The organism is Bradyrhizobium sp. URHD0069, from assembly GCF_000701345.1.
Lineage (GTDB): Bacteria > Pseudomonadota > Alphaproteobacteria > Rhizobiales > Xanthobacteraceae > Bradyrhizobium.
On the sequence record NZ_KL370775.1, the window covers coordinates 301495 to 320058 of the forward strand.

Sequence of the window (18564 nt, forward strand, 5' to 3'; positions counted from 1 at the left end):
ATTAACGTGAGTTTGTGATTTCTTGTCATACGCTAAGGCATCGCCTCCCTGAGGTCGGTCATGTACACGCAGGCGCTCAATACATCCGACGGCGAAGACCGCAACATAGAGGACGCCGCGCGCGCCGCGCATTTCCAGGCGCGCATCGATGCCGAGGAGCGCATCGAGCCACGAGGGCGAAACCTACTCCTTTGGCCGCTTGTCGATGATGCGCTTGGCCTTGCCGAGCGAGCGCTCCAGCGTATCGGGCGCGACCGCCCTGACGCGCGCGGTGATGCCGATGCTGTTCTTGATAGAGGCGGTGACCCGCTCGGTATGCTCAAGTAGCCCGCTGCCGTCCCAGCTCTCGGGGCGCGCTTCCGCCAGCACCGTCATCTCGTCCATTCGTCCCTCGCGCGTCAGTTCGATGATGAAATGCCCGCCGCACCAGTCGGTGGCGACCAGCACTTCCTCGATCTGGGTCGGGAAAAGATTGACGCCGCGCAGGATGATCATGTCATCGGAACGTCCCGTCACCTTCTCCATGCGCCGCATTCCCGGCCGTGCTGTGCCCGGCAACAGTCGCGTCAGATCGCGGGTGCGGTAGCGGACGACCGGAAACGCTTCCTTGGTCAGTGAGGTGAAGACAAGCTCGCCGATTTCGCCGTCGGGCAGCATCGCGCCGGTCTCGGGATCGATCACCTCCGGATAGAAATGATCCTCCCATATATGCAGGCCGTCTTTGGTCTCGATGCATTCCTGCGCGACGCCGGGGCCGATCACTTCGGACAGGCCGTAGATATCGGTGGCGTCCATGTCGAACGTCGCTTCGATCTCACCTCGCAGCGCATTGGTCCAGGGTTCGGCGCCGAAGATGCCGATTTTCAACGACGACTGGCGCGGATCCAAACCCCTGCGTTTGAATTCGTCCGATATCGCCAGCATGTAGCTCGGCGTCACCGTGATGATGTCGGGCTTGAAATCGTTGATCAACTGCACCTGCCGCTCGGTCATGCCGCCGGAGACCGGCACCACGGTACAGCCCAGCCGCTCGGCGCCGTAATGCACGCCAAGGCCGCCGGTGAAGAGGCCATAGCCGTAGGCGTTGTGGATGATCATGCCGGTGCGGCCGCCCGCGGCGCGGATCGAACGCGCCATCACGTCGGACCAGACATCGATATCGGCTTTGGTATATCCGACCACGATCGGCTTGCCCGTGGTGCCGGAAGAGGCGTGGACGCGGACCAGCTTTTCGCGCGGCACGGCGAACATGTTGAACGGGTAGTTGTCGCGCAAGTCGGTCTTCACCGTGAAAGGAAAATTGCGGAGATCCGACTGCTGCCGAAAATCATTGGGATGCACGCCGGCGCCGTCAAAGGCTTTTTTGTAATGCGCGACGTTGTTGTAGGCGTGCGCAAGGGTCCAGGCGAGTCGTTTGGTTTGCAGCGCTATGATCTCATCGCGCGAAGCCCGCTCGGCCTCGTCCATCTCGGCGCTATAGCCGCTGCGCCTGGATTGAGGGGTCCTCGAAGCCATCGCGCGCTCCCCGAAATCGCCTGTCTAATCCAATTGGGCCTCGGCGCCAGTCGGCACCCATGCGCCGCCGAGTGTGCGCGAATGGCCGCGCAACTCGGCGATTGCGACATCATCGATGGTGACGCGCACATCGCAAATCCCGGAACGTCCGGTTCGCGAGATTTCCCGCGCCGTCGCGATCAGGCGATCGCCGAGCTTGCCCGGCCTGATGAAAGAGATGTTGCACTGCGCCGCGACCGTGCGCTCGTTATGGGAGTTGCAGGCAAAAGCGAACGCAGAATCCGCCAGCAGGAAAATAAAGCCGCCATGGGCGATGCCGTGGCCGTTGACCATGTGCGGCTTGATCGTCATCGCCAGTGTGGCTTCGCCTGGCTTGATCTGCAGGATTTCCATGCCGAGACCCCTGCTGGCGTCGTCTTCCTTCCACATCGCCTCGGCGCAGGCGCGCGCGAGATCGTCGGGTAAAAGCGTGGCCTTGACGTTCATCGCGGCCCCTCTGCGAGCGCCAACCTGCCGAGCGGGGATCGATCCAAAGTTGCTCTCCCAGGTCGCCGGGCTTATTGGACAAGCCTCTTGAACTAGCCGATCAGTCGGTTAGTCATGGTGCGAAGCCACCATGGTGTCAGCGATCCCTGCGGGCGTCAAATCGCGTTCGAAATCGCCAAACTCGAGAACACCCATGATGCCGGCCCCCCAAAAACCAGATGGTCCGCCTGTCGCCGTCGAGGCGCGTTGCGTCCGTCTGCCAGCGAAGGCTGATGATCCGGCGTCGCTCGCACCGGCGGTGGAGCGGCGCACGCTTTCGCGAGCGGCGAACGAGGTGCTGATCGAGATCAAGGCGGCGGCCGTCAATCCATCCGACGTGAAGGCTGCGACCGGCCTGATGGCTTACGCGGTATTTCCGCGCACGCCCGGCCGGGACTACGCCGGGATCGTGATCGACGGGCCGGCCGACTTGATCGGGCGCGAGGTGTTCGGCTCGTCGGGCGATCTTGGGATCCGGCGCGACGGCACCCATGCCACGCACCTTGCCGTCGAAGCCGATGCGGTGGTGGAGAAGCCGAAACATCTATCGTGGGATGAAGCCGCCGGGATCGGCGTTCCCTTCGTCACCGCGATGGAGGGCTTTCGCCGCGCCGGAATGCCCAACAAAGGCGAGACCGTGCTGGTGATGGGCGTGAACGGCAAGGTCGGGCAGGCCGCGGTGCAAATCGCAAGTTGGAATGGCGCGCGCGTCGTCGGCGTGGTGCGCAAGAACGAACCCTATGAGGGCCATGCCAATTCGAGGGTTGAAGTGATCGACGCGTCCACGACCGATGTCGCGGCGCGCGTTCGCGAGTTGACGAATGGCAAGGGCGCCGACATCGTATTCAATACCGTCGGCGATCCCTATTTCCAGGCGGCGCACAAATCGCTCGCCGTGCGTGGGCGCCAGATCCTGATCGCCGCCATCGACAGGATCGTGCAGTTCGACATCCTGGAATTTTATCGCGGCCAGCACAGCTATGTCGGCATCGATACGCTGGGGCTGTCTTCAACTGCAACCGGCGAGGTGCTGAGAGAACTCGGCCCCGGTTTCGTCAGCGGAGATCTCAAGCCGTTTCCCATTAAGGCAAGTGCGGTCTATTCGCTGGAAGACGCCAAAGCTGCCTTTCTGACGGTTGCCGGTTCATCGCGCGATCGCGTGATCCTGCGGCCCGCGCCAGCAAGATAATGAATTTAAGCCGTCATGGCGAGCCAGCGGGCGGACGAATCCGCGGCCGATGCCAAGCCCCGGTAACTTGAGATCGGCCGAGCGATTGTTCGTCAATCTGCCGCGTGCGTTACGATGTGAATCTCCGAGGTGAGGGTGCGATGCACCGGGCACTTGTCGGCGATTTCCATCAGCTTCTTGCGTTGTTCAGCGTCTAGCGCACCCTCGATGGTGATGATCCGTTCGATTTGATCGAGCATTCCGACCCGGGTTTCGCAATCGGCGCAATCTTCCGCGTGTATCTTGCTGTGCTTCAGCCTCACCGTCACCCGCTCCAGCGGCAGGGATTTGCGGTCGGCGTACAAGCGCATGGTCATGGATGTGCAGGCGCCGAGCCCGGCAAGCACGAAGTCATATGGTCCGGGTCCGGTGTCCTCGCCGCCGGCGGCGATCGGCTCATCGGCCAGCATGCGATGCGGCCCGGCGGAAATCGTTTGCTGGAATTTGCTGGTGCGGGTTTCGCGAACCACGACGTTTCGCGGCCCTTCGCCGGGATCGACGACCTGCTCGGGCCCGACGGGATCGAAATAGCGCGTCGCCCAGGCGGCAATGACCTCGGCGACATACGCGGCGTCACGCTTGCCGGTGAGCAGATGATCCGCACCGGCCAGCGACACGAAGCTCTTGGGGTGCTTGGCCGCGACGAAAATACGGGTGGCGTTGTCGATGCCGACCGTGTCGTCGGTCGGCGCGTGCATGATCAGCAGCGCCTTGTGCAGTTTCATCACATGTGCCATCAGGCCATGCTCGGCGATGTCGTCGAGAAATTCCCGCTTGATCTGAAACGGCCGGCCGGCGAGCGAGACCTCGACCTTGCCCTGCTCGCGGATGTCCTCGATGCGATCCTTGAACAGGCCGGTGACATGGGCGGGATCGGAGGGGGCGGCGATGGTGACGACGGCCTTGGCATCCGGAATTTGCTCTGCTGCGGCGAGAATAGCGGCGCCGCCCAGACTATGGCCGATCAGGATCGCCGGGCCTTTGCGGGTTTCGCGCAGGTGGTCGGCCGCCCGCACCAGATCCGCGACATTCGAGGAAAACGTCGCGTTGGCGAAATCGCCTTCGCTGGAGCCTAAGCCCGTGAAGTCGAACCGCAGCACCGCGATGCCCTTTGCCGCCAGCGCCACCGCGATCCGCCTGGCGGCCAGCACGTCCTTGCCGCAGGTGAAGCAGTGCGCGAACAGCGCATAGGCAGCGGGTTCATGCTCGGGCAGGTCCAGCGCCGCGGCGAGCTGATCGCCTTCCGAGCCCGTGAATTGGAAACGTTCAGTCGGCACGTCGGCCCTCCATGGTGGCGGTGGGGCTCCCTCTCTCCCTTGGAAAGGATAAGAGAGGTGAACGCTGAAATTCAGTCAATGGCCGGAATAACGCTGCTCCTGCCAGGGATCACCGCGGTTGTGATAACCGCGCACTTCCCAGTAGCCCGGCGCATCCTCGGCGAGGAATTCGATGCTCTGCAGCCACTTCGCGCTCTTCCAGAAATAGAGATGCGGCACCACCAGTCGCACCGGGCCGCCGTGCTCCGGCTGCAGCGGCGCGCCGGACCAGGCGTGCGCGAGCAGGGCGTCTTCGGCGGCAAAATCTTCCAGCGTCAGGTTGGTGGTGTAGCCGTCATGGGAATGCAGCACGACGTATCGCGCTTCGTCGCGCGGCCGGCAGGCCATCAGGAGATCGCGGATCGGCAACCCTTCCCATTGGTTGTCGTAGCGCGACCATGTGGTTACGCAATGGATGTCGGATGTGAACTTCGCCTGCGGCTGGGCCGTGAATTGCGCCCAATCCCAGAATATCGGATTTTCAACTGCGCCGTAGACGTCGAGCCGCCAGCGCTCACGGGAAATCTGCGGCGTAAGGCCGAGGTCGAGGATTGGCCAGTCACGGGTCAGATGCTGCCCCGGCGGCAGGCGCTGCTCCTCCGGACGGGGGGTCTTTCCGGTGAGAAGGCGGCCCTCGCGCGCCCAGCGCTGCTTGCTGCGCGTCAGCTTGCTGATTGGCGGCTGCTGGTTCTCACCGGCCATATCTCATGCCTTCGTTATTCGTGACGATGCATCGCCGATTCATGTTTGGTATCGCGCATGGTCGCGTAGATGATCAGGGAGAGGCAGATCATGCCGCTGAGATAGTAGTAAAACCAGTGCTCGTGGCCAAGGCTCTTGAAATACAGCGCGATCGCAGGCGCGGTGCCGCCGAACACCGAAACGGTGATCGCATAGGGAAGGCCGACGCCGAGCGCGCGGACATTGGTGGGAAACAACTCGGCCTTCACGATGGCGTTGATCGAGGTATAGCCGGCGACGAAAATCCAGGCTGCGCAAATCAGCAGAAACGCCGTGAATGGCGACTTGGTTTCCTTCAGCGTCGTCAGGATCGGAATCGTCGACAGCGTGCCGGCGACGCCGAAAAAGATCAGCAGCGGCTTGCGGCCGATGCGGTCGGACAGCGCGCCGTAAAGCGGCTGAAGCAATGTTGCGAAAATCAGCGAGCCGAAAATCACGAGTGTGGTCTGGTCTTCGGTAAGTCCGACGGACAGTTTGACGAAGGTCTGCATATAGGTCGTGAAGGTGTAGAACGCAGCAGTGCCGCCGGCGGTGAGACCCACTACCAGCAGCAGCTCGCGCGGATATTTTAGGAGGCCGCGGATCGAGCCGGTCGGTTTTGTCACCTTCTTGGCTTCGACGAACGCTTCGGTCTCATGCAGGTTGCGCCGCATCACGGCTGCAAAGATCGCGAGCAGGGCGCCGATCACGAATGGGATGCGCCAGCCCCAGTCTTTCAGCTCCTGCGGCGTCAAAAATACCTTTTGCAGCAACAACAGCACGATAATCGCGGTGAGCTGGCCGCCGATCAAGGTGACGTATTGAAAGCTGGAATAGAACCCGCGATGTCTGGGGTCGGCGACTTCGCTGAGATAGGTGGCGCTGGCGCCGTATTCGCCGCCAAGGCTCAATCCCTCGACGACGCGCGCCAACGCCAGAATCGCCGGCGCGGCGATGCCGATCGAGGCATAGGTCGGCGTTACCGCGATGATCAATGAGCCGAAGCACATGCAGACCACCGACAGCGTCAGCGACAGCCGTCGGCCGTAGCGGTCGGCGATGTAACCGAACAGCCAGCCGCCGAGCGGCCGCATCAGGAACGTCGCGGCGAACAGCACAGCCGCATTGAGCTGCTGCACCACCGGGTCGCTGTTCGGAAAGAAGGCCGGCGCGAAATAAAGCGCGAACGCCGTATAGGCGTAAAAATCGTACCATTCGACAAGATTGCCGATCGAGCCGATGAAGATAGCCTTGATCCGGCGTTGTACATCGCGGATGTCAACTTGATCTACGACGGTCGGATTCACCGCTTGGTCTGTCACGCATAATCTCCGAGTGATGAAGGGCTGGACGCGAAGGCGTCAGCCCGCTTTTCCGAACAGGATCGGAAGCTGCCGTGGGCCGCGTACGGTGCCTTCCGACCAGGTGACCTTGCCGGCCGGGTCCAGCCTGAAATCGGGGATGCGCTTCAGCCACTCTTCGATGGCAACCGTCATTTCCATGCGCGCGAGGTTGGAGCCGACGCAGCGGTGAATTCCAAGGCCGAACGCGGCATGGCGATTTTCCTTGCGGTCGATCACGACCTTGTCGGCATCGGGAAACATGGCGGGATCGCGATTGGCGGCGGGAAACGATAGCAGCACCATATTGCCGGGCTTGACGGGGCAGCCGCTGATAGCCGTTTCCTTCATCACCTCGCGAGCCATCGTCACCGGCGAATAGGCGCGCAGCAATTCCTCGATCGCAGTCGGCATCAATTCCGGCTCCGCGATCAGGCGGTCGCGATCGGCGGGCGTTTTCGCCAGATGCCAAAGCGAAGAGCCGATCGCGCTCCAGGTGGTATCGATGCCGGCGATCAGCAGCAGTCGCAGCGAACCCAGCACATGCACATCGGACAACGGTTTGCCGTCCTTGTCTCTGGCGTTCATCAGCGTCGAGATCAGATCGTCGGTGGGGTGCTTTTTGCGATCCTCGACATGGCCGGCGAAATATGCGGTCATCGCGTGGATCGCGCGCATCATTGTGTCGTCATCCTTGATACCGAGTTCGAGGATTTCGTGGATCCATGTGATGAAAAGATCGCTGTCCTTTTCCGGGATGCCGAGCATATGGGCGATGGCGCGAACTGGAATGTGCTTGGTGTAGCGCGCCGCGGCGTCGCATTTTCCGTCGGTAATGAATTCGTCGATCAGCTCGTTGCAGATCGCGCGAACCCTCGGCTCGAGTTTTTTCATGGCGTCGGGCGTGAACGGCGGCAGCAGCAACTTCTTGGCGGGCTTGTGTTCCGGAGGATCGGAGGTGATCGGCGGCGCCGACTGCGTAGTATCGGGGCGGACGTCGCGCACGATGACCCGACGCGATGAAAAATGTTCGGTGTCGTAGGCGACCTTTTTCACCGCCTCATAGGTAGTCGGCATGTAGCAGCCGAGAAAGCGATCGGTGTGAACCACAGGCGATGCCGTCCGCAACTCGTCCCAGATCGGAAACGGATTCTCCGTCCAGCGCGGATCGGTATGGTCAAAATCGTGAACCCAGTCGGTGACGGGGGCATGATTGGACATCAGGGCATTTCCTCCGGCTTTGGTTCGCTCAATAGTTCAACGAGGGTCGCTATCGCGAACCGAATTCATTCCTCGGTCACATTGATCGCGATCTCCGGACAATTGGCCTTGGCGAGCCACGCTTTGTCCTCAAGTCCCGCAGGGACGGCGCCATCGCCGATTTCGTGCGCGTTGCCGAATTCATCGAGATCAAACAGTTCGGCTGCCAGCGACTTGCAACGGGCATGTCCCTGACACCTCTCCTGGTCAACCCGTACTTTCAATTTTCCGGACATCGAAGCGTTCCTCCATGGTCGAGCTTGTCGCTCGCATCTGTAGTTTCCCGGTGACTATAATGGCGCAGGAGCTATTCGTCAGCGCCGAAAAATCGCGGGTTTTTTGCCGGCAAATCTTTTTCTCAGCCTCATCCTGAGGAGCGGCCGCTTGCCCGCGTCGCGAAGGATGGCGAGGTCTTGTCAACTCATGGTTCGAGACGCCGCGCGAGCTGCGCCTCCTCACCATGAGGGATCTGCCTACTTGGCCGGCCTCGGATCGATCGGCGTCGTGTCGCGTACTCCCAGAATGTCCTCCAGCACCTTCGCGCCCGCCAGAAGCTGTGCTTCGCCGCGCGGCGGCGCCACCACCTGCAACCCGACCGGCAGGCCTGACGCGGTGAACCCGCACGGCAGCGATAGCGCCGGGCAGCAGACCAGCGTGATCGCATAGACGATGCCGAGCCACTCGACGTAGTTGTCGAATTTCTTGCCGGCGCATTCCGCGACATAGCGATCCTCGATCGGAAACGGGGGGACGATGGTCGCCGGCGCCAGCAGAAGATCGTAGCTCTTGAAGAACTCAAGCGTACGCGCGGTCATCGCGACGCGCTGCGCTTCGGCGCGCGTGAGTTGTTCGACCGTCAGCTTGAGACCTTCTTCGATGTTCCAGATCACCTCGGGTTTGAGCAGAGCGCGCTTGGCCCGCAGCAGCGCCGCCTTGCTGATCGCAAAGTCGAAGGCGCGCAGCACATGGAAGCATTCATGGGCCTCGCGCAGGTCCGGATGCGCTTCCTCGACGATCGCGCCGGCTTCGGCAAAACGCGCCGCCGCCTTGCGGGTGATGGCGGCGAACTCGGGGTCGACCGGGGTGATGCCGAGATCGGGCGAGTAGGCAACGCGTGTCGGCCTCGCGCCGGAGCGCGCGGCAGCGCGAAACGACGTCGGCAGCGCGGGCAGCGACAGCGGATCGGCCGGATGCTCGCCGCTCATGGCGTCGAGCAGGAGCGCAAGATCTTCGACGTTGCGCGCCATCGGGCCCTGCACACCGAGATTGCGATCGATCTTGGCGACCGGGGTATGCGCCACGCGGCCGATGCTCGGCCGCATCCCGACGATGCCGCAGAAGCTCGCGGGATTGCGCAGCGAGCCACCCATGTCGGAGCCATGCGCAAGCCAAGCCATACCGGTTGCAAGCGCAACGGCTGCGCCGCCTGAAGAACCGGCGGCAGATCGCGACGTATCCCAGGGATTGCGCGTTGCGCCGAACACTTCATTGAAGGTGTTGGCGCCGGCGCCGAATTCCGGCGTGTTCGATTTGGCGTAAATGAGCCCGCCGTTGCTTTCGAGACGCTCGACCAGAAGATCGGAACGGGCGGGAATATTGTCCTTATAAATCGGCGAGCCTTGTGTGGTCAGCACCCCCTCGACGTTGGTCAGATCCTTGATCGGCAGCGGCATGCCGGCGAGCAGGCCGCGATCGCCGATCGGTTTCTTCATCAAGGCCTTCGCCTGACTTCGGGCGCGGTCGAAGCACAGCGTCGGCAAGGCGTTCACTTTGCCGTCGACCTCGGCGATCCGCTGTTCCAGCACGTCGAGCAGATCGAGCGGTGTGACCTCGCCGGAGTTGAGTTTATCGACGATCGCGCATGCCGTGGCGCGAACCAGCCCCTGATCAGATGTCACTTACGTCTCCATCGTTTCCGCTTCTCGATAGCGGATTGTGTGGTTCTGTAAAACATTTTCCGGCAAAGTGGCAACGCAGCGGAGCTAACCGCCGGAATCGGAGATTTGAGCATGACGACAGCGTTCGACGCGCCTGATTGGCGTGCCATGAGCCAGGAACAACGAGACCTCGGCCTCAATAACGGCGTTGCCGTGGCTGGAAGCGCCGAAATTGTGGCCGGCTGGGAGCGGCATTCAGCTGAGACGCGGGCGCGGTATTCCGATCACCTCGACCTCAGATACGGCCCGCGCGAGCGCAACCGGATCGACTTTCTCAAAGTCGCCGGGAACGGGCCGACGCTCGTGTTCATCCACGGCGGCTACTGGCAGATGCGCGCCAAGGAAGCCTTTACGCTCTTTGCCGAAGGCTCGATGGCGCGTGGCATCAATGTCGCATTGCTTGGCTACACGCTCGCGCCGGATGCGACGCTCGATGAGATCGTCGCCGAAATTCATCGGGCGCTCGACTTTCTGGTTGCACAATTACCTGCGCTCGGTGGCGACGCGAGCCGGATTGTCGTCTCCGGATGGTCCGCCGGCGGACATCTCACTTCGATGGCGCTGTCGCATCCGCAGGTAAAAGCCGGAATGGCGATCAGCGGCATCTATGATCTCGAGCCGATCCGCCACAGCTATCTCAACCTCAAGCTCGGGCTCGACGAAGCGACGTCGCGCCGCAACTCGCCTGTCCTGCAGGCCGGAGGCGTGATGAAGCCGCTGTCGCTGGTCGTCGGCAGTTCAGAATTGCCGCTGTTGCGCAAGCAGACCGCGGATTTCGCAGTCCACCGCGCCAAATACGGTTTGCCCGTCACTTACGAAGAGATCCCCGGCGCCAACCATTACACCATCATGAACGAAATGGTCTCGCCGAGAGGCCGGATCACGACCCTGATCCGGCAGTTGTTCGAGCGCACGGCGGGCTAGCAATCGAGAGTCAACAACGAAGACTAAATTGCTTCGTCGTTAGCGCACCTCGCAATGCGCACCTCCCAATGACGGCGGGCGGAGCGGCTAACCCCAACCAGCGCTGATCCCGCCGTCGACGGTGTAAATCACGCCCGAAGTGTAACCGGAACGGTCGGAGGCGAGGAACGCCATCAGGTCGCCGATTTCCCGCGCCTGCGCCGGCCGGCCGAGCGGCAAGCCTTTTTGGTATTCCTTATAGCGGTTCTCGTCGCCGAACTGCTGCTTGGCGCGCGTCTTCAGCAGCGTGACGTGGCGGTCGGTGCCAACAGGTCCGGGATTGATGCCGACCACGCGGATGTTGTCGGCGAGGCTTTTGCTGCCGAGCGCGCGGGTAAACGCCATCAGCGCCGCGTTGCCGGCGCTGCCGCAGATATAATTGGCATCGAACTTTTCTCCGGCGGCGCCGATGTCGTTGACGATGACGCCATGCCCGCGCGATTTCATCTGCGCGTAGATCGCGCGGGTAAGATTGATGTAACCGAACACTTTCAGCTCCCAGGCGTGACGCCATGTCGCCTCGTCGATCTTGTCGATCGAGCCGCCCGGAATATCGCCGGCATTGTTGACGAGAATGTCGATATCGGAGGCGTCCTTGACAAGCCTGGCAATATCTTCGGGTTTGCGCAGGTCAACGACATGAGCCGTGGCGTCGATTTGATGGGCTGATCGCAGGCGCTCGGCGAGAGCTTTCAGTTGATCGCCGCTGCGGGCCGCCAGCCGCAGATCAGCGCCTTCTTCGGCAAAGGCTTCGGCCGCTGCCGCGCCAATGCCCTTCGATGCGCCGGTAATCAGGACACGCTTGCCGCGCAAATGGAGATCCATGGCATTACTCTCTTTGGTGGGAGATGTCGGAGGAGGGTCGTCGCTGAATTTAACCGTTAGGCTGTCGCCGTCGAAGCCGTCAACATTGCAGTGCAGTGTTGCACCGTGACGAGGTTTGGTTCATTGCAATCCGGTCAAAACGACGTCGCCGGCGCGGCGAGCGCATTAAGGAATCTCTCGATGAGCAACCAAAAAAAGCAATATCGAATCGCGGTCATTCCCGGCGACGGCATCGGCAAGGAAGTGGTGCCGGAAGGGCTGCGCGTGCTGGAGGCGGCCGCGAAAAAGCACGGCGTCAGCATGCATTTCGATCATTTCGATTTCGCATCCTGGGACTACTATGAAAAGCACGGCGAGATGATGCCGGAGGACTGGAAGGCCAAAATCGGCAAGCATGACGCGATCTATTTCGGCGCGGTCGGCTGGCCGGCGAAAATCCCCGATCACATTTCGTTGTGGGGATCGCTGATCAAGTTCCGCCGGGAATTCGACCAATATGTCAATCTTCGGCCGGTGCGGCTGATGCCGGGGGTGCCGTCGCCGCTCGCCAACCGCAAGCCCGGCGATATCGATTTCTGGGTGGTGCGCGAAAACACCGAAGGCGAATATTCTTCGGTAGGCGGACGGATGTTTCCGGATACCGAGCGCGAATTCGTGACGCAACAAACCGTCATGACCCGCATCGGCGTCGATCGTATTTTGAAGTTCGCCTTTGACCTTGCGCAATCGCGGCCGAAGAAGCATCTGACCTCGGCGACGAAATCCAACGGCATTTCCATCACCATGCCGTATTGGGACGAACGCGTGGAGGCGATGGCCAAGAATTACCCTGCGGTGAAGTGGGACAAGTATCACATCGATATTCTCACCGCGAATTTCGTGCTGCATCCGGACTGGTTCGACGTCGTGGTCGGCTCCAACTTGTTCGGCGACATCCTCTCCGATCTGGGGCCTGCCTGTACCGGCACCATCGGCATTGCGCCCTCCGGCAACATCAATCCGGAAGGAAATTTCCCCTCGGTGTTCGAGCCGGTGCACGGCTCGGCACCCGACATCGCGGGGCAGGGCATTGCGAACCCGATCGGCATGATTTGGTCCGGCGCGATGATGCTGGAGCACCTTGGCGAGAAGAGCGCCGCAGCATCGATCGTGGGCGCCATCGAGCGCACGCTCGGCGAACGCACGCTGCGCACCCGCGATCTCGGCGGCAACGCCGATACGGTCGCCTGCGGCAAGGCGGTAGCCGAGATGGTGGAGTAGGGCGGCGAGACCCTCATGGTGAGGAGGCGCCTCTTGCGCCGTCTCGAACCATGAGGCTCCCCGATCCATCCTTCGAGACGCGGCGGAGAGGGCGCTCCTCAAGATGAGGGCAGCGTGTGCGGCGGCTAAGCTGCCGTCGCAATCCGTCTGCAGTGCTCCCATGCAGCCCCAATCAGATTCTCGCTCGCTTCGGGGGTGCGGAAGGCCGAATGCGCCGACAGCGTCACGTTCGGTAATTTCGTCAGCGGATGGTCTACCGGCAGCGGCTCGATGTTGAAGACGTCGAGTCCGGCATGCCGGATGTGCCCCGATTTCAAGGCGTCGATCATCGCACCTTCATCGACCAGCGCGCCACGCGCGGTATTGACCAGGATCACGCCCGGCCGCATCGAGGCGATCCGCTCGCGGGAAAGCAAGCCGCGGGTTTCGTCGTTCAACAAGAGATGCAGCGAGATAACGTGGCTCGCAACCAGCAGCGTGTTCAGATCGACGAAGGCGACGCCCGGATAGGCTTTCGCGGACCGGTTCCACGCGATCACGCGCATACCGCTCCCGAGTGCGATGCGGGCTACTTCCGCGGCGATGCCGCCGAAGCCGATCAGGCCCAGCGTCTTGCCGGTCAGCTGCATGCCGTCCTCGCGCAGCCAGTTGCCGGCGCGCATCTCGCGGTCCATCTGCGCGATACCGCGCGCCGCCGCCCACATCAGCGCGACTGTGGATTCGGCAACCGCCGTGTCGCCATAGCCCCTGATCAGGTGAACGGTTATGCCGAGCTCGGCGAGTTCTTCCGGATTCATATAGCTGCGTGCGCCGGTGCCCAAAAATACCACGTGCTTGAGGCCTGCGCATTTGCGCGCGATTTCGGTCGGCAGCGCGGTGTGATCGACGATCGCAATCTCAGCGTCGTCGATCACCCCAGGCAGTTGATCCGGCGTCACGTCGGGGTCGCGATGAATCTGCACCCTGGGATCGCCTTGCTTCTCCAGACGTTCGAAAATCACCGCCAGCGATTCATTGGCGTCGACGAAAACTCCACGCACTGAATTCTCCGTTGTTGATTAAGAAGCGACCCCGGCGAGCGCGAGCACGGTATGCATTAGCGCGTTGGCGCCGGCGGTGCAGTCGGCTTGGGTCGCGTCCTCAAGCTCGTTGTGGCTGACGCCGTCCTTGCAGGGCACGAAAATCATCGCCGAAGGCACGACGTTGGCGAGGTTGCAGGCGTCGTGACCGGCGCCCGAGGTGATGCGGCGGTGGCTGTAGCCAAGGGTTTTGGTCGCGTTCTCGACCGCGTCGACCAGCTTGGCGTTGAAAACGGTCGGTTCCTTGCGCCAGATCGCATCAAGCGCAATCTCGACCCTGCGCCGCGCCGCGATTTCCGCCACCGCGCTTCGCAAATCCTTGTCGATGGCATCGAGCGTTTCCGCGTTGGGACTTCTAATGTCGACCGTGAAGGCGATCTCGCCCGGGATCACGTTACGCGAGGGCGCGGCAATGACGGCTTCACCCACGGTGCCGACCGCGTTGGGACCATGCAGCTTCGCAATACGCTCAACAGCCAGCACGAATTCGGACAATGTCGCTAAGGCGTCGCGGCGCAGCGGCATCGGCGTGGTGCCGGCGTGACTTTCAAAGCCGGTGACCTTGCCGTCGTACCAGACAATGCCCTGGCCGCGATCCACCACGCCGATAGTCTTGTTTTCGGCCTCGAGCAGCGGTCCTTGCTCGATGTGGAGTTCGACGAAGGCGCCGAACTTGCGCGCGCCGACGGGCTCGCTGCCGCGGTAGCCGATGCTGTCGAGCGCTTCGCCGACGCTGATGCCGGCGCCATCACGCCGCGCCAGAATGTTTTCCGTGGTGTGATCGCCGGCATAGGCCGCAGACGCCATTGTCGCCGGCGCAAAGCGCGAACCTTCCTCGTTGGTCCAGTTGACGATGCAAATTGGCGTTTCGGTCTCGATCCCGGCGTCATTGAGGGTGCGGACCACCTCCAGTGCCGCCAACGTCCCAAGCACGCCGTCGAATTTTCCGCCCGTCGGCTGGGTATCCAGATGCGAGCCAAGCCCGACCGGCGGCTTCGACATGTCGCGACCCTTGCGCAGCCCAAACATCGATCCCAACGCATCGACATGCACTTCGAGGCCCGCGGCCTCGCACGCCCTGCGGAACCAGTCGCGCACCTGTTTGTCCTCGGAGCCGAGCGTCAGCCGCCGCACCCCGCCTTTCGGCGTGGCTCCGAATTTCGCGGTTTCGTGAATGGTATCCCAAAGGCGGGCGGAATCGATTTGCAGATTGGAGGCGACTTTGGCCATAGAGCTATTCCATCAGGAGACGCGCGCACTCGATCATTTTCAATGACGTGCCTGCAGCGGCGCGTCAATAACAGTGCTGCCCTGCGCAAGCTGGACGGCGAGTTCGGCTACGCGCTCGACCGCGACGGTGTCGGGGGAAGCCAGCCAACTCGCCGAGAACGTCAGGATCGGCATTTGCAGATTAGTCGATAGCAATTGCAGCCGTCCGTCGGCCATTTCGTTTTCAACAATCGCGGTTGGAATCACGGCGATGCCGAGGCCTTCGATCGCCATGTGGATGACCGTGGCCAAAGAGGCGCTGGCGTGCAGGCGGATCGGCGGCAACTCGGGCCGATTGAACAGCGAGCGCACCGCTTCATAGAATTGGGTCTTGCGTGAAAACGTGATGATCGGAAATTTCGCCAGGTCGTGCACCGTCAGTCTTCGCGTGCCTAACCCAAGCGAAGGACTGGCAAGAAACCCCACGGGATAGTCGCACAGCACGCGGTTGCTGATGGTCGGCGCGGTCAACGGCCCGAGCAAGAACGCGAGCTCGATTTCCTGCGTCAAAAGCCGCGTCCTTAAATTCGATGTGATGTCGACCTCGATTTCGAGCGAGAGATTGGGATAGGCGTGATCGACGCTCTTGATCAATTGCGACAGCCAGGTGTGGACGATGGTCTCGGCCACGCCGAGCCGCAGCACGCCGCGCATCGCCGAGCGGTCGCCGACTGCCGTCAGCATTTCCGAGCGCAGCCCGATCAGCTTCTCGGCATAAACCATCATTTGCCGTCCGCTCGGCGTCGGTAGCACCATGCGCCGGTCCCGCTGCAAAAGCCGAACCCCCACCTCGCGCTCGAGCTGGGCGATTCGCTGCGAGATCGCAGGCTGAGTGGTATTGAGTTTTTGGGCGGCGCCGCGAAAGCTGCCGAGCGTCACTACCCACATGAAGGTCTCGATTGCCTTGAAATCAGCCATGCCGCCAAAGGCCTCAGGTCGATAAGTAACTTTTATCGATGTCTATTAGATACGATGATTAGACATTATGCTAGCCATATGCGCCATTCGCCGTCGAGCCAATTGGCGGAATCGATGATGACCGGCTTCGCAACAACAGAACGGCCGTTGGATCGCGGGACGAGTGATCGGTTGCCGAGTGTGGCAGCCCGCCTGGCCTGCCGCGCCGGCAGCACGACCACCACGGCCGGTGTCGCCAACGGCTTCGTGCAAGGCAATCTCGCCATCCTGCCGGAGAAGCTGGCGGCGTCATTTCATCGGTTCTGCCAGTTCAACCCAAAACCCTGTCCTGTCATCGGCATGTCCGACGTCGGCGATCCCCACATTCCTTCGCTCGGCATCGATCTCGACATCCGCACCGACCTGCCGCGCTACCGCGTCTGGCGCGACGGCGAGGTGGTGGAGGAGCCGCCCGATATCATGGTGCATTGGCGCGACGATCTCGTGGCTTTCGTGCTGGGCTGCTCGTTCTCGTTCGAGGAAGCGCTGATGGCGGACGACCTGCCGATCCGTCACATCGAGCGCAAACTCCGCGTACCGATGTACCGCACCAATATCGCCTGTGCGCCTTCCGGGCCGTTCGCCGGCCCCATGGTGGTTTCGATGCGGCCGTTCAAGCCGGCCGACGCCATCCGCGCAGTGCAGATCACCTCGCGGTTTCCCGCGGTACATGGCGCGCCGGTCCATCTCGGACATCCCCGTTCGATTGGCATCGCGGATATCGCAAAACCCGATTATGGTGACGCCGTGCCGGTGGAGGCCGATGAGATTCCTGTGTTCTGGGCGTGCGGCGTGACGCCGCAAGCGGTGATCGCCGCTGCGAAGCTGCCGTTCGCGATTACGCACGCACCGGGATTGATGCTGGTGACAGACCTCCGGAACAAGCAACTTGCCGTGCTTTAATGGGCAGCCTTTGCCGCTCTTTGAGGCTTTACCGCCATTTTCAATCGTTTCATCGATAACCGCTGACAAACATAGGATCTCGCAATGACCATCACTCGCCGAAATGTGTTGCTTGGAGCCACCGCCACCGCTGCGCTCTTGCCGATCGCGGCCCGCGCGCAAACATCCGAAGTGGTGATCGGCGTGATCTATCCGCTGTCAGGCGCCAGTGCGCAGATCGGCGTCGATGCGCAAAAGGCGTTCGAGACGGCAGCAGACCTCATCAACAAGAACTATGATTTCGCACTGCCGCTAGCCAAGGGCGAGGGGCTTTCAGGTCTCGGCGGCGCCAAGGTACGCTTGGTGTTTGCCGATCACCAGGCTGATCCGCAAAAGGGGCGCGCCGAGGCGGAGCGCCTCATTACTCAAGAAAAAGTCTGCGCCATCGTCGGCACCTATCAGAGCGCGGTCGCGGTCACCGTCAGCCAAATCTGCGAGCGCTATCAAATCCCGTTCATCTCGGCCGACAATTCGTCACCAAGTTTGCACCGTCGTGGCCTGAAGTTCTATTTCCGCGCGGCGCCGCATGACGAAATGTTCTCGGCAGCGATGTTCGATTTTTTCGACGCGCTGAAGAAGAAGGGTCAAAAGATCGAGACGTTGTCGTTGTTCCACGAAGACACGATCTTCGGCACCGACTCGTCCAATACGCAACTGAAGCTCGCCGCCAGCCGCGGATACAAGGTTGTCGCCGACATCAAGTATCGCGCGAACTCGCCTTCACTGACCGCCGAGGTACAGCAGCTCAAAGCCGCCAATGCCGACGTGCTGATGCCATCGAGCTATACGACGGACGGTATTTTGCTTGTCAAGACAATGGCGGAACTTGGCTACAAGCCTAAAAACATTGTCGCCCAGGACGCCGGCTTCTCCGAAAAAGCATTGTACGACGCGGTCGGCGATAAACTCGAAGGCGTGATTTCGCGGGGCAGCTTCTCGCTCGATCTCGCGGCCAAGCGGCCGATGGTTGGTGCCATTAACGAGATGTACCGCACCAAGTCCGGCAAGGATTTCAATGACTATTCGTCGCGCCAGTTCATGGGCCTGATCGTGATGGCCGATGCCATCAATCGCGCCAAGTCCACCGACGGCGAGAAGATTCGCGAAGCCCTTATTGCGACAGACATGCCCGGCGAAGCCACCATCATGCCCTGGAAGCGGGTGAAGTTCGACGAGATGGGGCAGAACAACGACGCCGATCCGGTGCTGCTGCAATATACCGGCGGCAAGTTCGTCACCATTTTCCCGGCTCAGGCCGCGGTCGCCGAAGCCATCTGGCCGATGAAGTAGGCCATCGACTTTTTGGATCACAAGCGCAACGTCCTCCCTGCGAACGCAGGGACCCATACGCCCGGGAGTACCGTTTTCATCGTGGCCTCACGTCCTTCCTTCAAATACGCTTCCGGCGGTTATGGGTCCCAGCGTTCG

17 protein-coding genes and 1 pseudogene are annotated in these 18564 nt (G+C 61.7%); 6 read left to right on the forward strand and 12 right to left on the reverse strand.

Features of this window, described 5'->3' with window-relative positions; translation table 11 throughout:
- Positions 1–60: 60 nt before the first annotated feature.
- Positions 61–171, forward strand: a pseudogene (locus N554_RS42530) (1,2-phenylacetyl-CoA epoxidase subunit A); the annotation flags it as partial.
- Positions 172–183: 12 nt separating this feature from the next.
- Here the strand turns inward: N554_RS42530 and paaK are convergent.
- Positions 184–1515: a phenylacetate--CoA ligase PaaK gene (gene paaK / locus N554_RS0131990; RefSeq protein ID WP_029587164.1), complete on the reverse strand. Its 1332-nt coding sequence runs from the start codon at positions 1513–1515 to the stop codon at positions 184–186.
- A 24-nt stretch (positions 1516–1539) separates the two neighbouring features.
- Complete coding sequence (paaI, locus tag N554_RS0131995) at positions 1540–2001, reverse strand: hydroxyphenylacetyl-CoA thioesterase PaaI (RefSeq protein ID WP_029587165.1); 462 nt, start codon at positions 1999–2001, stop codon at positions 1540–1542.
- A 193-nt stretch (positions 2002–2194) separates the two neighbouring features.
- Here paaI and N554_RS0132005 point away from each other — a divergent pair, with 193 nt between their 5' ends.
- Positions 2195–3229 carry a quinone oxidoreductase family protein gene (locus N554_RS0132005; RefSeq protein WP_029587166.1) on the forward strand — a complete coding sequence of 345 codons (1035 nt, stop codon included), beginning with the start codon at positions 2195–2197 and terminating at the stop codon, positions 3227–3229.
- Positions 3230–3321: 92 nt separating this feature from the next.
- Here N554_RS0132005 and N554_RS0132010 read toward each other — a convergent pair whose 3' ends face one another.
- From N554_RS0132010 to N554_RS0132035, 6 genes are all read right to left on the reverse strand, one after another.
- Entirely contained in the window at positions 3322–4545 is a 1224-nt protein-coding gene (locus N554_RS0132010; RefSeq protein WP_029587167.1) for a bifunctional alpha/beta hydrolase/OsmC family protein, read from the reverse strand.
- Between the two features lie 75 nt (positions 4546–4620).
- On the reverse strand, positions 4621–5286 hold the full coding sequence (locus tag N554_RS0132015; protein ID WP_029587168.1) for a sulfite oxidase-like oxidoreductase: 666 nt from the start codon (positions 5284–5286) through the stop codon (positions 4621–4623).
- A 14-nt stretch (positions 5287–5300) separates the two neighbouring features.
- On the reverse strand, positions 5301–6626 hold the full coding sequence (locus N554_RS0132020) for an MFS transporter (RefSeq protein WP_029587169.1): 1326 nt from the start codon (positions 6624–6626) through the stop codon (positions 5301–5303).
- Between the two features lie 39 nt (positions 6627–6665).
- Positions 6666–7865: a cytochrome P450 gene (locus N554_RS0132025; protein ID WP_029587170.1), complete on the reverse strand. Its 1200-nt coding sequence runs from the start codon at positions 7863–7865 to the stop codon at positions 6666–6668.
- Positions 7866–7930: 65 nt separating this feature from the next.
- Complete coding sequence (locus tag N554_RS0132030; protein WP_029587171.1) at positions 7931–8140, reverse strand: ferredoxin; 210 nt, start codon at positions 8138–8140, stop codon at positions 7931–7933.
- A gap of 237 nt (positions 8141–8377) precedes the next feature.
- On the reverse strand, positions 8378–9802 hold the full coding sequence (locus N554_RS0132035; RefSeq protein ID WP_029587172.1) for an amidase: 1425 nt from the start codon (positions 9800–9802) through the stop codon (positions 8378–8380).
- Positions 9803–9913: 111 nt separating this feature from the next.
- Here N554_RS0132035 and N554_RS0132040 point away from each other — a divergent pair, with 111 nt between their 5' ends.
- The gene (locus N554_RS0132040; protein ID WP_029587173.1) at positions 9914–10765 is read left to right on the forward strand and encodes an alpha/beta hydrolase; all 852 of its coding nucleotides are present in this window, start codon (positions 9914–9916) and stop codon (positions 10763–10765) included.
- A gap of 87 nt (positions 10766–10852) precedes the next feature.
- Here N554_RS0132040 and N554_RS0132045 read toward each other — a convergent pair whose 3' ends face one another.
- The gene (locus N554_RS0132045; RefSeq protein ID WP_029587174.1) at positions 10853–11629 is read right to left on the reverse strand and encodes an SDR family oxidoreductase; all 777 of its coding nucleotides are present in this window, start codon (positions 11627–11629) and stop codon (positions 10853–10855) included.
- Between the two features lie 180 nt (positions 11630–11809).
- On the opposite strand from N554_RS0132045, the gene N554_RS0132050 reads away from it, so the two are divergent.
- Entirely contained in the window at positions 11810–12889 is a 1080-nt protein-coding gene (locus N554_RS0132050) for a tartrate dehydrogenase (protein ID WP_029587175.1), read from the forward strand.
- A gap of 125 nt (positions 12890–13014) precedes the next feature.
- Here the strand turns inward: N554_RS0132050 and N554_RS0132055 are convergent, their stop codons facing one another.
- Genes N554_RS0132055 through N554_RS0132065 form a run of 3 tightly spaced genes read right to left on the reverse strand, consistent with a single transcriptional unit; the run spans position 13015 to position 16155 of the window.
- A complete protein-coding gene (locus tag N554_RS0132055; protein ID WP_029587176.1) occupies positions 13015–13929 on the reverse strand; it encodes an NAD(P)-dependent oxidoreductase in 915 nt (304 codons plus the stop codon).
- Positions 13930–13947: 18 nt separating this feature from the next.
- Positions 13948–15198, reverse strand: coding sequence for a Zn-dependent hydrolase (locus N554_RS0132060; RefSeq protein WP_029587177.1), 1251 nt, complete (start codon positions 15196–15198; stop codon positions 13948–13950).
- Positions 15199–15237: 39 nt separating this feature from the next.
- A complete protein-coding gene (locus N554_RS0132065; RefSeq protein ID WP_029587178.1) occupies positions 15238–16155 on the reverse strand; it encodes a LysR family transcriptional regulator in 918 nt (305 codons plus the stop codon).
- A 117-nt stretch (positions 16156–16272) separates the two neighbouring features.
- On the opposite strand from N554_RS0132065, the gene N554_RS0132070 reads away from it, so the two are divergent.
- On the forward strand, positions 16273–17097 hold the full coding sequence (locus tag N554_RS0132070; protein ID WP_029587179.1) for a putative hydro-lyase: 825 nt from the start codon (positions 16273–16275) through the stop codon (positions 17095–17097).
- 84 nt (positions 17098–17181) lie between these two features.
- Positions 17182–18426: an ABC transporter substrate-binding protein gene (locus N554_RS0132075; protein WP_029587180.1), complete on the forward strand. Its 1245-nt coding sequence runs from the start codon at positions 17182–17184 to the stop codon at positions 18424–18426.
- Positions 18427–18564 lie beyond the last annotated feature (138 nt).

Coding starts and splice junctions, on each gene's coding strand:
- paaK (WP_029587164.1), bottom strand. CDS start 1,515: ATGGCTTCGAGGACCCCTCAATCCAGGCGCAGCGGCTATAGCGCCGAG.
- paaI (WP_029587165.1), bottom strand. CDS start 2,001: ATGAACGTCAAGGCCACGCTTTTACCCGACGATCTCGCGCGCGCCTGC.
- N554_RS0132005 (WP_029587166.1), top strand. CDS start 2,195: ATGATGCCGGCCCCCCAAAAACCAGATGGTCCGCCTGTCGCCGTCGAG.
- N554_RS0132015 (WP_029587168.1), bottom strand. CDS start 5,286: ATGGCCGGTGAGAACCAGCAGCCGCCAATCAGCAAGCTGACGCGCAGC.
- N554_RS0132025 (WP_029587170.1), bottom strand. CDS start 7,865: ATGTCCAATCATGCCCCCGTCACCGACTGGGTTCACGATTTTGACCAT.
- N554_RS0132030 (WP_029587171.1), bottom strand. CDS start 8,140: ATGTCCGGAAAATTGAAAGTACGGGTTGACCAGGAGAGGTGTCAGGGA.
- N554_RS0132040 (WP_029587173.1), top strand. CDS start 9,914: ATGACGACAGCGTTCGACGCGCCTGATTGGCGTGCCATGAGCCAGGAA.
- N554_RS0132045 (WP_029587174.1), bottom strand. CDS start 11,629: ATGGATCTCCATTTGCGCGGCAAGCGTGTCCTGATTACCGGCGCATCG.
- N554_RS0132050 (WP_029587175.1), top strand. CDS start 11,810: ATGAGCAACCAAAAAAAGCAATATCGAATCGCGGTCATTCCCGGCGAC.
- N554_RS0132060 (WP_029587177.1), bottom strand. CDS start 15,198: ATGGCCAAAGTCGCCTCCAATCTGCAAATCGATTCCGCCCGCCTTTGG.
- N554_RS0132065 (WP_029587178.1), bottom strand. CDS start 16,155: ATGGCTGATTTCAAGGCAATCGAGACCTTCATGTGGGTAGTGACGCTC.
- N554_RS0132070 (WP_029587179.1), top strand. CDS start 16,273: ATGACCGGCTTCGCAACAACAGAACGGCCGTTGGATCGCGGGACGAGT.
- N554_RS0132075 (WP_029587180.1), top strand. CDS start 17,182: ATGACCATCACTCGCCGAAATGTGTTGCTTGGAGCCACCGCCACCGCT.